Below are 14,396 nucleotides of genomic sequence, written 5' to 3'. Positions count from 1 at the left end.
CCCCAGGTCCCCGCCTCACCGGCGTAACGACTTGCCGAACCCCGCGGCCAACGGCATCCGCAGCCCCAACGGCGGCGGAGCCGCCAACGCGTCCTCCACCGGCCGGGAAAGCGCCCGCCCGAACAACGCGCCCATCACGAAGTCCTCGGCCAACGCGAGGACTTCACCCCGGTACTGGTGCAGCCGATGCCCGTCGGAGTGCACCTCGAACCGGCACACGTCCCGGTTCGCCTTCTTCGCCCGCGCTGCGAGCCGGAACGACAGCTCTGGGTCGCAGCGTTCGTCGTTCGTGCCGTGCACGATCAGCACCCGCCGCCCCGCGAGCTGCTTCACCGGTTCGGGTGGCGCGGCCATGTCCTCCTCCGGCAGCCAGGGAGCCACCGCCAGCACGGAGTTGACGGCCTCGTGACCCCCGGCGCGCAGCGCGGCCCGCGCACCCATGTCGACGCCGGCCAGGCACACGGGAACGTCTCCGTAACGCCGTACGACCTCGTCGGCCGCCCAGGCCGCGTCGGCCGCGAGGTGCGCCTCGCTGCCGTTCCAGCCCCGGTAGCGGTAGTGCACGGCGTGGATGGCCAGACCGCCATGCGCGCGACCGGCGCGCGCGAGTCTTCGGCCGAGGCCCCGGACGGAGGCGGCCGGCCACACGGGGGCCGGCCTGCGGCTGGAGACCTCCTCGCCCCCCGGGAGCAGCACCACCGCCCCGCTCACCGCCGTCGGCTCCGGGCCGAGCGCCCTTCCCAGCCGGGGAGTCCGAACCGGCGTCACTTCCTGCCCCATACTTCCTGTCCCATGGCAGAACAGTGTCAGAAGCATGCGTGTAGTCCACCCGTCCGTGCGGTCACCGTTGCGTATCGGCGGCGTGGGACAACGCGTGATCTACGCGCGTAGGACTTAGAGTGCGGGCATGACGAGCCAGAGCATCCAGGCGGGCATCACCCCGAACTCGGACCAGATCCGGCGGGCGCCCAAGGTTCTGCTGCACGACCATCTCGACGGCGGGCTGCGCCCCGGCACGATCGTCGACCTCGCCCGGGACTCCGGGTACGCCGGGCTCCCCGAGGCCGACGCCGACAAGCTCGGCATCTGGTTCCGGGAAGCCGCCGACTCCGGTTCCCTGGAACGGTATCTGGAGACCTTCTCGCACACCGTCGGCGTGATGCAGACCCGCGAGGCGCTCGTCCGGGTCGCCCGCGAGTGCGCCGAGGACCTCGCCGAGGACGGCGTCGTCTACGCCGAGGTGCGCTACGCCCCCGAGCAGCACCTCGACGGCGGGCTGAGCCTCGAAGAGGTCGTCGAGGCCGTCAACGAGGGCTTCCGGGAAGGGGAGCGGACGGCCCGTGCGAACGGGCACCGCATCCGCGTCGGCGCCCTGCTCACCGCCATGCGGCACGCCGCCCGGGCCCTGGAGATCGCCGAACTCGCCAACCGCTACCGGGACTTGGGTGTCGTCGGCTTCGACATCGCGGGCGCGGAGGCCGGTTACCCGCCCACCCGGCACCTCGACGCCTTCGAGTACCTGAAGCGGGAAAACAACCACTTCACCATTCACGCCGGTGAGGCCTTCGGGCTGCCGTCCATCTGGCAGGCCCTGCAGTGGTGCGGCGCCGACCGGCTCGGGCACGGGGTGCGCATCATCGACGACATCGAGGTCGGCGCCGACGGCAGTGTCAAGCTCGGCCGGCTCGCCTCCTACGTCCGCGACAAGCGCATCCCGTTGGAGATGTGCCCGAGCTCCAACCTCCAGACCGGCGCCGCCGCCTCCTATGCCGAGCACCCCATCGGGCTGCTGCGCAGGCTGCACTTCCGGGCCACCGTGAACACCGACAACCGGCTGATGTCCGGCACCAGTATGAGCCGGGAATTCGAGCACCTTGTCGACGCGTTCGGCTATACGCTCGACGATCTGCAGTGGTTCTCGGTCAATGCTATGAAGTCAGCATTCATTCCTTTCGATGAACGACTCGCCATGATCAATGACGTGATCAAGCCCGGCTATGCAGAACTGAAGTCCGAATGGCTGTTCCAGCAGACCGCTTCCACCAGCGGTTCCGTGGTCAGGGAGGACTGAGCGCCGGGTTTTCGGAGTACGGAATGCGGGCGGGTGTTCACAATCCGTCCGCATTTCGATGTTTGCCGCCGACCCCTCCCCGTGTTTACGGTCGAGAACCGCTCGGTTCCCTGTTATTCCATTCGAGGACGCATTTATCATGAAGCAGTCTGCTGCCAAGACCCTCGGTGTCGCCGCTCTCGGTGCCGCCTTCGCCGCCGTCGGTGCGGGCGCCGCGAACGCCGCCCCGGCCCTTCCGGACGCCACGCAGGCCCTGGACGGCGTCACCAAGACGCTGCCGGCGGAGAACGTGACCCCCGCGCTGCCCGGCGCCGGTGAGGCCCTGTCGCAGGCGCAGCCGGTGCTCGGCGCGGGCCTGGCCGCCGCCCAGCCGGTCGCCGAGAAGCCGCTCGCCGAGGGCCCGACCGCGCCCGTCGCCGGTCTCCTCGGCGGTCTGCCGCTGCAGGGCCTGCCCACGCACGGCCTGCCGGTGAACGGTTTCCCGCTGGGCTGAGCGGCGCCGCCCGCCCCGTCCCGTCACACAGCACGTCGTTGGGGCGCACCCGGAACCACCGGGCGCGCCCCAACGGCGTTGCTGCGTCCCGGCCGCCCCCGGGCGGGCCGTCACCAGGCGGTGCGGGCCTTGTCCTGAGAGGGAAGGAGGATCCACAGCGCTATGTAGAGCAGGAACTGCGGGCCGGGCAGCAGGCAGGAGAGCACGAAGAGCACGCGCATCGTGGTCGGGGAGGTGCGGAAGCGGCCGGCCAGCGCGGCGCACACTCCGCCGATCATGCGGCCGTGGGTGGGGCGGGCGAGGCTGGACATCTGCGGCTCCTTCGCGAGCGTCTGTTCGGAGCCGGCCCTGGCGGCTGCTCCATCTGACGACAACGCTACGGTGACGAAGGGGGACGAAGCGTCGCTCTACGGTGCGATCCCGACCCTGGGAATCCTCGGGGTCCGACCCTGAGTCGTCTCCTCCTGGCGGACCGCGGCCCGCCCCCGGTGCTCCACCCTGCGGCGCAGCCACGCACGTACCGCCGGCACCACGGCGACATGGGCGAGTGCCACGCCCACGGTGTTCAGCAGCATCGAGTCGACGTCCACGACCTGTCCCGGCACCCCGGTCTGCAACAGCTCGATGCCCAGCGACAGCAGGGCGCCCGCCGTGACCGTACGGACCAGGGAGGCGAGCGGCGAGACCCGGAGCCTGCCGTGCGCCAGCGGCAGCAGGACGCCCAGCGGGGCGAGCAGCCCCAGCCCCTCGCCGATCCGCCGGGCCGCCTCGGGCCAGCCCAGCCGCAGATCGGCGCGGATCCCGTCGAAAGGGTGCAGATTGGCGGGCATCACCCAGGGGACGTTCAGTGGGCGCAGCGTGACCCAGGCGACGAACACGAGGTGGGCGGCCAGGAGAACAATCCCGGTCGCGCGGATGCGGATCGCGGCGCTGCCGCCGATGGAGCCTTGACGCTGCACGCCCCCCAAGACGCGCCCCCCGGCACGATCGGTTCCGGCCCGCCTCCCGCCACCGGCCCGGACCCCCCTCCCCACCTCCCCGCCACCCCTGCCCGGCCCCACATGACCTGCGACGACAAAGCCCCCCACCCACCCCATGAGGCGTCCGCCACACTGGCCCGCGACTTCGACCCGCGACTTCGACCCGCGGCTCGGACCCGCGGCTCGGACCCGGCTCCGGGCCGCGGCTCCGGTCCGTCATGCCGGTTCGCGATGTCGGTGGTTTTCGCTGTTGCCGGGGCCGGGAAAGTCGTTCAGCTGCCTTCCCGGACTGCTGAGGACGGGGGTTCTGCGCTGCCGGGGCGGGAGCGGACCTCGTTGGTGCACTCGTAGCGGCGCAGGGGGTCGGAGCCGGGGCCGCCCAGGATCACCGAGCCGTCGCCCTCGGCCGCCGCCGAGTCGGAGAACGTGCAGACGATTTGTGCGAGGGCGTAGGAGGTGAGGCTGCCCGGTGAGGTGCTCAGGCGCAGCGCGTCGTCCGGGTCCTTGGCGCGCGGACCGCCGGCCGACATACCGCCGCGCACGTCCGTCGTGTACCCGGCCTCCTTCTCGGCCGCCGACGGCGACTCGGCGAGCTGGTCGAGCAGGCCCTGCGCCACCAGCGCGCGCCGCTTGGAATCCGCCGCGCCGTCCGGCACCCGCACGTACCGGTCCACGGCCACCAGCGACGAACCGCACAGCAGGAACACCTGCACCGGCACGCCCGCGCGCCCGGACTGCGCCGCCACGTCCGGTTCGGTGAGCGAGCAGCGTGCCCGGGAGGGCGCGGCCCCGAAGTCGGTCGGCACCTCGGTCGCCCGGATGCCGCAGCCGGCGAGCAGCCCGGCCAGACCGGCCAGCACGGGGACGGCGAGCAGCCGTCGTCGTACGGTCGTCGCGCGCCCCATGGTCACGATGCGTCCCCCTTCGCCTGCGCCGGTTGCTCGCCCTGCCCGCCGCCGACGCCGCCCTGTTCCGTCAGTTCGGACACGTCCCGGGGCAGCCGCAGCGTGAACACCGCGCCGCCCTCGGGGGAGTTGGCGGCGGTGATCTCGCCGCCGTGGATGTGGGCGTTCTCCAGGGCGATGGACAGGCCGAGCCCGCTGCCCTCGGAGCGCGGCCGGGAGGCGCTCGCCTTGTAGAACCGGTCGAAGACGTGCGGCAGCACCTCCTCGGGGATGCCCGGCCCGTGGTCGCGCACCGCGATGACGACCGCGTCGTCCGCCGTCGACACCGACACCCGCACCGGCGAACCGCCGTGCTTGAGCGCGTTGCCGATGAGGTTGGCGAGGATGACGTCCAGCCGGCGCGGGTCGAGCCGGGCGTGGATGCCGCGCTCGGCGTCCAGATCGACGGCGTCCAGCCAGGCGCGGGCGTCGATGCAGGCCGTGATCTGGTCGGCGACGTCGACGTCGTCCAGGACCAGCCGCGCGGTGCCCGCGTCGAAGCGGGTGACCTCCATCAGGTTCTCGACCAGGTTGTTCAGCCGCCGCGTCTCACTGACCACCAGCCGTACCGCGGGCTCGATCATCGGGTCGATGCTGCCCGACTCGGCGTCCAGTTCCTCCTCCAGCACCTCCGCGACGGTGGTGATGGCGGTCAGCGGCGTCCGCAGCTCGTGCGACATGTCGGCGACGAACCGGCGCGAGGCCTCGTCGCGGGCCGCCATGTCGTCGACCCGCTTCTCCAGCGCCTCGGCCGTCCGATTGAACGTCCGTGACAGATCGGCGAGTTCGTCCGTCCCCGACACCCGCAGCCGCGTGTCGAGGCGGCCCTCGCCGAGCCGCCGGGCCGCGACGCCCAGCCGGTGCACCGGCTTCAGGACGGTCGTGGCGGCGGCCTGCGCGAGCAGCGCGGCCCCGACCAGCGCGAGGCCGGTGGCGATCCCCAGCGACCAGGCCAGCGAGTTGAGGTCCTTCGCCTCCGGCTCCAACGACTTGCGCATGTACCCGGTCGGGCCGCCCCCGATGACCCGCGTCCCGGCCACCAGATACGGCGTCCCGTGGTCGACGACCCGCTGCCAGTACAGGTGGTACTGCGACTTGTTGCCGCCGGTGAGGTCCTGCCGCTTGTTCACGGCCGTGCGCAGCGACTCGGGCACGTCGTCCAGCGAGAACCCGTTCAGCCCGCCCGAGTTGCCGTAGACGGTCTTGCCGCTCGCGTCCGCGCCCACCAGCAGCACGCTGAAACGCTGGCTGCTGTTGGCCATCTGCCCGGCGGTGTGCTGGAGTTCGTCCTGCGAGGGATGCTCGGGCAGCGAACCCGCCCGGTTCTGCATCTCCTGCTCGAAGTCCCGCAGCACCGCCCCCTGGGTACGGGTCAGCACGGCCTCGCGGTTGAGCCAGTAGGCGATGCCGGACGCGGAGACGGCGGCGGTCAGCGCCACCGCCCCGAAGACGACGACGAGCCGCAGCCGCAGGCTGGTGAAACGCAGCCGTGAAAGTCTTCCCTTGCGCGCCGCGGACCAGCCGCGGAGCCCCCCTTGCGGCTGTGTCACTGAGGGGCGTCCAGGCGGTAGCCGACGCCACGGACGGTACGGATCAGGACCGGGGACGACGGCACGTCCTCCACCTTGGCCCGCAGCCGCTGGACGCAGGCGTCCACCAGCCGCGAGTCACCGAGGTAGTCGTGCTCCCAGACGAGGCGCAGCAACTGCTGCCGTGACAAGGCCTGCCCCGGCCGCCGGGACAGTTCGAGCAGCAGCCGCAGCTCGGTCGGCGTCAGCTGCAGGTCCTCGCCGTTCTTCGTCACCGTCATCGCCGCCCGGTCGATGACGAGGCTGCCGAACGTCGCCGAGTCGCTCGACTCCCGCTCGCCGCGCCGCAGCACCGCCCGGATGCGGGCGTCCAGCACCCGCCCCTGCACGGGCTTGACGACGTAGTCGTCGGCGCCGGACTCCAGCCCGACCACGACGTCGATGTCGTCGCTGCGCGCGGTGAGCAGAATGATCGGCAGCTGGTCGGTGCGCCGGATGCGCCGGCACACCTCGAAACCGTCGATGCCGGGCAGCATGACGTCCAGCACGATGAGATCCGGCCGCTGCTCGCGCAGCAGCTTCAGACCGTCCTCACCGCTGGCAGCGGTGGCCACCCGGTGTCCCTGGCGCGTCAGTGAGAGCTCCAGGGCCGTACGGATGGCGTCGTCGTCCTCGATCAGCAACAGGGAAGGCACGGGCTCATTCTGGCCCATGAGGGGGCTGTCGTTCGACCTATGGGGCGGGCCTGAGACGCCAGAGGGTGGTGGTTTCGGCGGCACGGGCCGCGTGCAGGGGGTCGCAGACGTCACTCGCACGCCTGTGCCTGGGTCGTACATCAATCCGGTCCACAACCCGTAGACCTGCGGTTTCGATGAGTTCGAGGAGCTCGTCGCGGGTCCGCAGACCGAGGTGTTCGGCCAGATCGGAGAGGATCAGCCAGCCCTCGCCGCCGGGGTGTAGGTGCTCCAAGAGACCTCCCAGGAATCCCCGCAGCATCCCGCTGTCCTCGTCGTAGACGCCCAGCTCCAGGGCGGCGGTCGGCCGGCCGGGCAGCCACGGCGGATTGCAGACGACGAGATCGGCTCGGCCGGGCGGATACAGGCCCGGGGTCACCGTGAGGCGTCCGCCGAGACCGAGCCGGTGGGCGTTGTCCTCGGCGCAGGCCAGGGCGCGGGGGTTGAGGTCCGTTCCGACGATCCGCCCGACGCCTCGCCGGGCCAGGACCGCCGCGAGGACGCCGGTGCCGGTGCCCAGGTCGAACGCGGTGGCCGCGGCGGGGGCGCGCCGGACCGTAGCCGGCAGCGGGGCGTCCGCCACCAGGTCGACGTACTCGCTCCGCGTGGGCGCGAAGACGCCGTAGTGGGGGTGGACGCGTGCGCCCAGGGCCGGGACCTCGACGCCCTTCAGTCGCCACTGGTGGGCGCCGATCACCCCGAGCAGCTCCCGCAGCGGTACCAGGGCGGGGCCGGTGGGCGGTCCGTAGACGGCGTGGCAGGCCTCGCGGACGTCGGGGGCCCGGCGCAGGGCCACGGTGTGGTCGTCGGCCAGCTCGACCAGCAGCCGGTTCAGGATGCGGGCGCGGTGGGCGCGGGCCCGGCGGTGGAGGCGGAAGGCCTCCGCGGGGTCGGGGGAAGCGGGTCCGGCGCCGATACGGCGGTCCATCGCCCGCAGCAGCCGGCGGGCGCCCTGGAAGTCGCCCCGCCAGAGCAGGGACGTTCCCCCGCGGGCCAGCCGGTGGGCGGTGGCGGCGCGCATACGGTCGTCGGCGATGACGGCGGGGCCGACGATGCGGTGGCGGGCCTGGGTGTGGTCGTGGGACTCCACGTGCGTACTCCTCGTGGTCGTGAATGCCGGGACACGAAGGGCACTTCGACGGAACGAGGAGCGGGAGTCGGAAGCCGTAAGCCCGGAGCCGTAAGCCCGGAGCCGTAAGCCCGGAGTGAGCAGGCACGACCTGCGCCCGGCCCGGTGCGGGCGGGACGCGCGAGGTCGGGGAGGGGTGGCCGCTACCGCGTCCGCGTCGAGGCGCGGAGGCGGGAGTCGAACAGCACCATGCCGAGAGTCACCCCCGAAGGGTGCCACGGCGACCTGCGCGGACCAAGTCAACTGCCGTACCGCGGACGGCTGTGAACGGTCTGTGGTGTTCCCCTGGCAGGGCCCTGTGACAGGTCTGTGACAGTCGGCGGACACGGCGATGAAGTGGCCCGGGCAATCTTTTCGACACGGGCAAGGCGGCGCCGAGAACACCAGCGAAGCCGGACCCCGGGAAGACGGCAAGACGGCAAGTCGCAAGACGGCAACACGCAAGTCGCAAGAGACCGAACACCGGTAAGTCCACGACGGGGGGCGCGAGATGAACACGCTGCACGGTAGGAGCACCAACGCAGTCGCAGTCGTCACCCGCCTGCACGACGTGAACCGGGGTTCCGAGAAGTCCGGCGCCGTGGGAGGGCGGGGGTGCTCTCGCGGCGCCGGGCGTCAGCACACCGCGTACATGACGGTGGTTGACACGGGGGAACAGGCGGCTCACGGGGGAGCCGCGTACAGGGAGGACACGGGGGAGCGTCGCTCGCTGACCGAGGCGGAGTTCACCGCCTACGTCCAGGAGCGCCGCGCCTCCCTGTACGCCACCGCCTACCACCTCACCGGCGACCGCTTCGAGGCCGAGGACCTGCTGCAGAGCGCGCTGTTCTCGACGTACCGGGCGTGGGACCGGATCAGCGACAAGGCCGCGGTCGGGGGCTACCTCCGCCGCACCATGACGAACCTGCACATCAGCGCGTGGCGCCGCCGCAAGCTGAACGAGTACCCGACCGAGGAACTGCCGGAGACGCCCGGCGACACGGACGCGATGCGCGGCACCGAACTGCGCGCGGTCCTGTGGCAGGCGCTGGCCCGGCTGCCCGAACTCCAGCGGACGATGCTGGTCCTGCGCTACTACGAGGGCCGCACCGACCCGGAGATCGCGGAGATCCTCGACATCAGTGTCGGCACGGTGAAGTCCAGCATCTGGCGGTCGCTCCGTCGGCTGCGCGAGGACGAGGTCCTCAGCTTCGGCCGTGACGAGGAGGACGCCTTCGGGGAGCTGGTCGCCTGAAGGTGACGGGGGAAGGGCCCGGCTTCGCTCAGGGAAGCCGGTGACGGGGGAGCGGTACCGGGGGAACCGACGGGGGACGTCCGGGGGAGCGGTACCGCGCCGCCACGGGGGAAGCACCACCTGGGGGGAATCGGGGGATCGGGGAAACACGGGGGAGCGCAAGGGAGCGGGACTGGAGGGCCGGGGGGTCCGTCCAGTCCCGCTTTCGCGTGTGCGCGTCGAAGCGGCGCTCGCGCGCCGGGGCGGCCCGGACGTCCCGACCCCGACGACCCCGACGGCCTAGGCGGCTGTGCGGGCCGTCGGCGCGAGGCGACCCGCTGCCGCGGCGGCCAGGCGGCCCATCGCCTCGTCGCGGTCGCAGGCGTACGCGCCGAGCCCGGTCTGGCGGGCCACGATGGAACGTTCGGCGCGCATCAGACGCCAGCCGCGGCGCAGCAGGAACGGCACCGACTTGCGGCCCTCCCTCAGGTCCCGCAGGAACCGGCGGCGGAACGTCTTCACCGGGCCGCGGCTCAGGCACAGCGCGTCGGCCAGGACGCCCAGCTCCCGGCAGCGGTTGACGATCTCGGCGGCGAAGATGCCCTCCGCGATGAACAGCGGGGTCCGCCCGATCTCGATCGCGTCCTCGCCGGTGCGGGCGCTCAGCGAGATGTCGTACACGGGAACGTTCGTACGGCCCGTGCCGCACAGTTCCACGATCGAGGCGACCGCCGTGTCCGCGTCCCACGAGTCGGGGTGGTCCCAGTCGATGTCGGAACTCCCGGCGACGAGCGGCAGCGTCGGGTCGTCGCCCTCCTTGTAGAAGTCGTCGAGCCGCAGGACCGGGAGGCCGGAGCGGGCGGCGAGCAGGGACTTGCCGGAGCCGGAAGGGCCGCAGAGCAGCACGACTCGCGTCGGTATGGGCAAAGGGGAGGTCACGGGACACCAGTGTGAGGCATTCCCGGGCCCGTGGCGGCCCCGCGGGTCGGCTTTGAAGCGCGCGTCACACCTCAACTACCCTTCGTGTCGAACCGATTACCTTGCGCACCAGAAGGCGGCAACGCGATGGCCCGACACGACACATCCCACACCTCCACCGGACGGCGTGCCCTCGCCGCCCTCGCGACCGCCGGAGTGGCGCTGGGCGCGGGCGCCGGCACCGCCGCCGCGGCCACCGGCGAGCCCGTCCTCGACGTGATGCGCGCGCACCCCACCTCGGTCGGGCAGGTCGACCCGCAGGCGGGCCTGCAGGGGGCGCTCGGCTCCCTGTCGTACGTCACCGGCACCGTCTCCGGTCTCAAGCCCAACCCGCTCGCCGGCACCGGCGCCGACCCCCTCGACAACGGCGTCGGCACCCAGTTCGCCGACTTCCAGCCGCTGACCTCGCAGATGCTGACCCGGCCGGTGGCCCAGGCGCAGTCGATCGGGTCCATCCCCGTGGCGGGGGACGCGACGAAGGTGCTGGGCGGCTGAAGGCACGAAAGGAGGGCCGCGACTCCTCCGGGCGGAGAGGAGTCGCGGCCCTCGTGCGTGACTGACGGGCAGTCGGGCGACTGAGGGGCCTCCGGTCGGAGGACCTTCGAGGATGGCAGCGGCGGCGGACACCGCGAGCTACTGGAGCACTACCAACAGTTCAATCGCGATCATGCAAATCTCTTGACCGGGTCATGTCGGCCGATCATGATGTGGGGAATCTGTGTAAAGATCATGTAAGTCTGGGGGGCTGTCGTGGAGGGCTTAGCCTGGCGTCGTAGGCGCCGGAGAACGATCATGTCGGCGGCCGCGGCGATAGTGGCGTCGTTACTTCCTCCAATGGCGGGCCAGGCCTCGGCACGGCCGCAGGCCACTCCGCCGGTTTCGGCCCAGGACGCGTCGGCGTTGGCGGCTGAGACAGGAGAGCCGGTCGAGGTCGTCTCGGAGCGCACCGCATACTCCAGGACTGAGGCCAACCCTGACGGAACGTTCACGCTGACGCAGTCGACGACGCCTCAGCGGGTCAAGGCCAAGGACGGCTCCTGGCGCGATGTGGATCTGACGCTGGAACGCCGGGCGGACGGGACGGTTGGGCCGAAGGCCTCCGTGGTGGCTCTGTCGTTCTCCGAGGGTGGCAGCGGCACGGGCATGATTCGCATGACCGCGCCTGAGGGTTCGGTGACGTTGGGGTGGCCCGGTCAGTTGCCGGTGCCCATGCTGGAGGGGCCGACGGCCACCTACCCGGAGGTTTTCAAGGGTGTGGACCTGCAGCTCACGGCCACATCCGAGGGCTACCGTGAGGTGCTGGTCGTCAAGACCGCAGAGGCGGCGGCGAATCCGGAGTTGAACGAGGTGGACCTGACCGCATCCAGTGCAGGTCTGACGCTCGCCCCGAGCGCTGGCGGAGGGCTGCGCGCGTTCGACGGGGACGGTAACACCGTCTTCACCGGCCCGGCCGGCCTGATGTGGGATTCTGCCGGCGACGCTGGTGCCCAGACGCAGCTGCTCACTGGTTCTGCCGCGAGCGCCGCCGGTGAGCCTGCCGAAGGCGAAGCGTCGGAGTCGCAGTCGCCGGACAAGGGGGACGCCACCGCGGTTCTGCCCGTGCAGGTCGCCGACGGCGAGATAACCGTGAAGCCGGATGTGGAGGTGCTGAGGGGCGCGGACACGGTCTACCCCGTCTACATCGACCCTTCCATGGGGCTGACCGTCTCTGAGCGTACGGTGCTGTCCTCGGACGGGGACACGTTCTGGAACTTCAGTGGCGACTACGGTGTCGGCAACTGCAGCCATCTGGGCCCCTGGTACTGCGGCTCGGACTACACCAACCGCATGTACTTCGAGTTCTCGCCGACCAAGCTGGCGGGCAAGTACGTCATCGACGCAACTTTCCGCGCCTATGAGACCTGGTCGTTCTCCTGCTCCCCGCAGTGGGTGGACCTGTGGCGCACCAACAACATCTCCAGCGCCACCGATTGGCCGGGGCCAGCGCAGCTGGATCTGATGGGTGACCGGCAGGTCTCCGCGGGACGGAGTGATCTCTGCTCGCCTTCCCAGCCGGACTCGTGGGTGGAGTTCAACGACAACCCCGACGAGACGGACGAGAATCTGACCAAGACGGTCCGCTCGTTCGCCGACGGCAACTTCTCCCGCCTGACTCTAATGCTGCGGGCCAAGGATGAGAACGCCCCGGACGCCTGGAAGCGGTTCAAGGAGAACGCCGACCTTCAGGTCGTCTACGTCCTCAAGCCCGGATATCCGATCAACGTCGGTGCGATACCGGGAGACGGTACCGAGGCACACTGCTCGGTGGACGGCAACAACCCTGATGTCGCCACCCGTGTCAACCCCACGCTGCAGGGCAGGGTCCGAACCCTGAACACGCCGGAGACAGACGCGGAGAAGGGGTCACTGCGGTCCCACTTCTATGTGGAAAAGAAGACATCCACAGGCTTCGTTGAACACTGGCAGGTCAACGAACCAACTGCTGGATACGACATCAACGGCGACCTAGAGAAAGTGAGCCTGTCCGGGGGAGCCGACGGCATGGTGTATCGCTTCAAGGTGCTCACACAGTCCTTTTGGACGTACGAGGGCGTCACCACTGCGATCTCCTCCGGCTACTCCCACTGGTGCTATTTCAAGATCGACCTTGACGCGCCCAAGGCTCCCGTGATCGAGCCGGGCGCCCCTTACAACGCATCCTGTGCGGATACGGGCTGCGGGGAGCCCGGCACGGCAGGCACGTTCACCTTCAAGCCCAACCCCGAAGACGCCAGTGACACCACCGACCCGGACATCACTGGCTACCGCTGGAGCCTGTCCACCCAGGCAGGCGCCACTGTGGTCGGTTCTTCCGACGCCAACGGCGATGTCGTCACCATCAACAACCTGATACCGCCCGTGGCGGGCACCACAGTGCTCAGCGTGGAGGCCAAGGACGTGCGCGAACGGTACGGCCCCGCGTCGACCTTCACGTTCAAGGTGAACCAGCCGGACGGGCCGGTCGGGCGCTGGCACTTCAACGACGGCACGGACAGTGCGACCGAAGGAACCACCCGCCACGCGACGGAGCTGCATCAGCAGGCAGGCAAGGCCGCAACCTGGCTGGGCCAGGGACGCCGCGGACCCGACGATCATTCCCTGCGGCTCAACGACGACGTCACCGACCCCGCCCAGCAGATCGGTTACGCCTCCACCCAGGGCGGCGCGCCTGTCGACACCGCCAAGTCGTTCACCATTTCGGCATGGGTGATGCTGACCGACGTCACCAAGACCAGGGTGGTTGCTTCGGCTCCAGGCACCTACTCAGCGGCCGCGTTCAACCTCTTCTACTCGGCCTCTGCCAAGAAGTGGGCGTTCAACAAGGCGGTTTCAGACTCCTCCACTCCTGCCTATGTCAGTGCTGTCGCCGATGCGGCGAACCCGCCGAGCGGAGTGTGGACGCACCTTGCCGGCGTGTTCGACACCAAGGGCGACCAGGACAAGACGAACGACACGATTCAGCTGTTCGTCAACGGCCGCCCCCAAGGACCCGCGACCGGCGTGGTTCTGTCGAGCGTGAATGCTGCATACGCGCCATGGACCTCGACGCAGGACATGCGGGTCGGGGCATCGAAGGCCGGCGAGTACTTCATGGGCCGCGTCGACGAACTGGCGGTGTGGCAGCGGGCCCAGTCCCGCCCGCTGATCTCGGACGAGGCCAAGCTGACGGAGAACAGCGAGCAGGCCACAACACTCACCGCCTCGTGGGATGCGACTGCTGCCACCGGCACCGCAATCGCGGACACCTCGCTCTACGGCAAGGCGTCCCTGACCCCGGCCGGCGGCGCGACCCTTCAGGGCGAGCAGGGCATCGTGCTGAACGGCACCACCGCTTATGCTGCCACCACGGGCCCTGTGGTCGATGAGACTGGTTCCTTCACCGTGTCAGCCCGGGTCAGCCTGGACGAGATAAATCTCGGTACGAAGCCGGTCGGTTACCAGGCGCAGGTCGCCGGACAGCGCACCGGCGGAGAATCCTCGTGGGCCTTGTGGGTGGTCAAGCCTGCCGATGGCGTCTACCAGTGGAAGTTCACCCGCACCGCCGTGGACGGCGCGGGACAGGTGGTGCAGAGTTCGCAGGTCGCCCAGCTCGACGACATCGCTGACACCTCTGGCCAGCCGGTCGATGTGACCGGTGTGTTCGATTCCCAGGAGACGGATCCGCAGCTCAACGAGACCTACGGCGTGCTGGGGCCTTCCCCCGTGAAGGTGGGCACGCGGTTATTGATCACGCGGCGAGCGTGAGTTTAGCGGTGTGGTGTCGGTGTTCGTATTCGTTGGGGCTG

General features: G+C 70.4%; 13 protein-coding genes. 5 read left to right on the top strand and 8 right to left on the bottom strand.

Annotated features, from left to right (window positions below):
* Positions 1-15: 15 nt before the first annotated feature.
* A complete protein-coding gene (locus ACIBTS_RS25910) occupies positions 16-780 on the bottom strand; it encodes an alpha/beta hydrolase (RefSeq protein ID WP_399322496.1) in 765 nt (254 codons plus the stop codon).
* 127 nt (positions 781-907) lie between these two features.
* Here ACIBTS_RS25910 and ACIBTS_RS25905 point away from each other — a divergent pair, with 127 nt between their 5' ends.
* Together ACIBTS_RS25905 and ACIBTS_RS25900 are read left to right on the top strand one after the other, a co-directional pair.
* Entirely contained in the window at positions 908-2,071 is a 1,164-nt protein-coding gene (locus ACIBTS_RS25905) for an adenosine deaminase (protein WP_399322494.1), read from the top strand.
* Positions 2,072-2,210: 139 nt separating this feature from the next.
* Positions 2,211-2,564, top strand: a complete 354-nt coding sequence (locus ACIBTS_RS25900; RefSeq protein WP_399322492.1) for an ATP-binding protein — start codon at positions 2,211-2,213, stop codon at positions 2,562-2,564.
* 110 nt (positions 2,565-2,674) lie between these two features.
* Here ACIBTS_RS25900 and ACIBTS_RS25895 read toward each other — a convergent pair whose 3' ends face one another.
* From ACIBTS_RS25895 to ACIBTS_RS25870, 6 genes are all read right to left on the bottom strand, one after another.
* Positions 2,675-2,875 carry a PspC domain-containing protein gene (locus tag ACIBTS_RS25895; RefSeq protein WP_319677374.1) on the bottom strand — a complete coding sequence of 67 codons (201 nt, stop codon included), beginning with the start codon at positions 2,873-2,875 and terminating at the stop codon, positions 2,675-2,677.
* Between the two features lie 96 nt (positions 2,876-2,971).
* Positions 2,972-3,523 carry a VanZ family protein gene (locus ACIBTS_RS25890; RefSeq protein WP_399322491.1) on the bottom strand — a complete coding sequence of 184 codons (552 nt, stop codon included), beginning with the start codon at positions 3,521-3,523 and terminating at the stop codon, positions 2,972-2,974.
* 293 nt (positions 3,524-3,816) lie between these two features.
* Positions 3,817-4,449 (bottom strand): hypothetical protein, encoded by a 633-nt coding sequence (locus ACIBTS_RS25885; RefSeq protein WP_319677189.1) that lies wholly within the window; start codon positions 4,447-4,449, stop codon positions 3,817-3,819.
* 2 nt (positions 4,450-4,451) lie between these two features.
* Positions 4,452-6,038, bottom strand: a complete 1,587-nt coding sequence (locus ACIBTS_RS25880; RefSeq protein ID WP_399322490.1) for an ATP-binding protein — start codon at positions 6,036-6,038, stop codon at positions 4,452-4,454.
* Complete coding sequence (gene afsQ1 / locus ACIBTS_RS25875) at positions 6,035-6,712, bottom strand: two-component system response regulator AfsQ1 (RefSeq protein WP_028807033.1); 678 nt, start codon at positions 6,710-6,712, stop codon at positions 6,035-6,037. Before afsQ1 ends, ACIBTS_RS25880 begins: the two co-directional genes overlap by 4 nt.
* A gap of 37 nt (positions 6,713-6,749) precedes the next feature.
* Positions 6,750-7,841, bottom strand: coding sequence for a methyltransferase (locus ACIBTS_RS25870; protein WP_399322488.1), 1,092 nt, complete (start codon positions 7,839-7,841; stop codon positions 6,750-6,752).
* Positions 7,842-8,370: 529 nt separating this feature from the next.
* Here ACIBTS_RS25870 and ACIBTS_RS25865 point away from each other — a divergent pair.
* Complete coding sequence (locus ACIBTS_RS25865) at positions 8,371-9,114, top strand: SigE family RNA polymerase sigma factor (protein ID WP_319677186.1); 744 nt, start codon at positions 8,371-8,373, stop codon at positions 9,112-9,114.
* Between the two features lie 279 nt (positions 9,115-9,393).
* On the opposite strand, the gene ACIBTS_RS25860 is transcribed toward ACIBTS_RS25865, so the two are convergent.
* Complete coding sequence (locus ACIBTS_RS25860; RefSeq protein WP_399322487.1) at positions 9,394-10,032, bottom strand: uridine kinase; 639 nt, start codon at positions 10,030-10,032, stop codon at positions 9,394-9,396.
* Positions 10,033-10,158: 126 nt separating this feature from the next.
* Between ACIBTS_RS25860 and ACIBTS_RS25855 the strand changes: the two genes are divergently transcribed.
* Together ACIBTS_RS25855 and ACIBTS_RS25850 are read left to right on the top strand one after the other, a co-directional pair.
* Entirely contained in the window at positions 10,159-10,566 is a 408-nt protein-coding gene (locus ACIBTS_RS25855; protein WP_399322486.1) for a hypothetical protein, read from the top strand.
* A 297-nt stretch (positions 10,567-10,863) separates the two neighbouring features.
* The gene (locus tag ACIBTS_RS25850; protein ID WP_399322484.1) at positions 10,864-14,355 is read left to right on the top strand and encodes a LamG domain-containing protein; all 3,492 of its coding nucleotides are present in this window, start codon (positions 10,864-10,866) and stop codon (positions 14,353-14,355) included.
* Positions 14,356-14,396: the final 41 nt, after the last annotated feature.

This window comes from Streptomyces sp. NPDC050121 (assembly GCF_044460385.1).
In the GTDB taxonomy this organism is placed as follows: Bacteria; Actinomycetota; Actinomycetes; order Streptomycetales; family Streptomycetaceae; genus Streptomyces; species Streptomyces soliscabiei.
This window is presented reverse-complemented; position numbering and strand designations above follow the sequence as displayed.

Coding starts and splice junctions, on each gene's coding strand:
- ACIBTS_RS25910 (WP_399322496.1), bottom strand. CDS start 780: ATGGGGCAGGAAGTGACGCCGGTTCGGACTCCCCGGCTGGGAAGGGCG.
- ACIBTS_RS25885 (WP_319677189.1), bottom strand. CDS start 4,449: ATGGGGCGCGCGACGACCGTACGACGACGGCTGCTCGCCGTCCCCGTG.
- ACIBTS_RS25855 (WP_399322486.1), top strand. CDS start 10,159: ATGGCCCGACACGACACATCCCACACCTCCACCGGACGGCGTGCCCTC.
- ACIBTS_RS25850 (WP_399322484.1), top strand. CDS start 10,864: ATGTCGGCGGCCGCGGCGATAGTGGCGTCGTTACTTCCTCCAATGGCG.
- ACIBTS_RS25895 (WP_319677374.1), bottom strand. CDS start 2,875: ATGTCCAGCCTCGCCCGCCCCACCCACGGCCGCATGATCGGCGGAGTG.
- ACIBTS_RS25905 (WP_399322494.1), top strand. CDS start 908: ATGACGAGCCAGAGCATCCAGGCGGGCATCACCCCGAACTCGGACCAG.
- ACIBTS_RS25865 (WP_319677186.1), top strand. CDS start 8,371: ATGAACACGCTGCACGGTAGGAGCACCAACGCAGTCGCAGTCGTCACC.
- ACIBTS_RS25900 (WP_399322492.1), top strand. CDS start 2,211: ATGAAGCAGTCTGCTGCCAAGACCCTCGGTGTCGCCGCTCTCGGTGCC.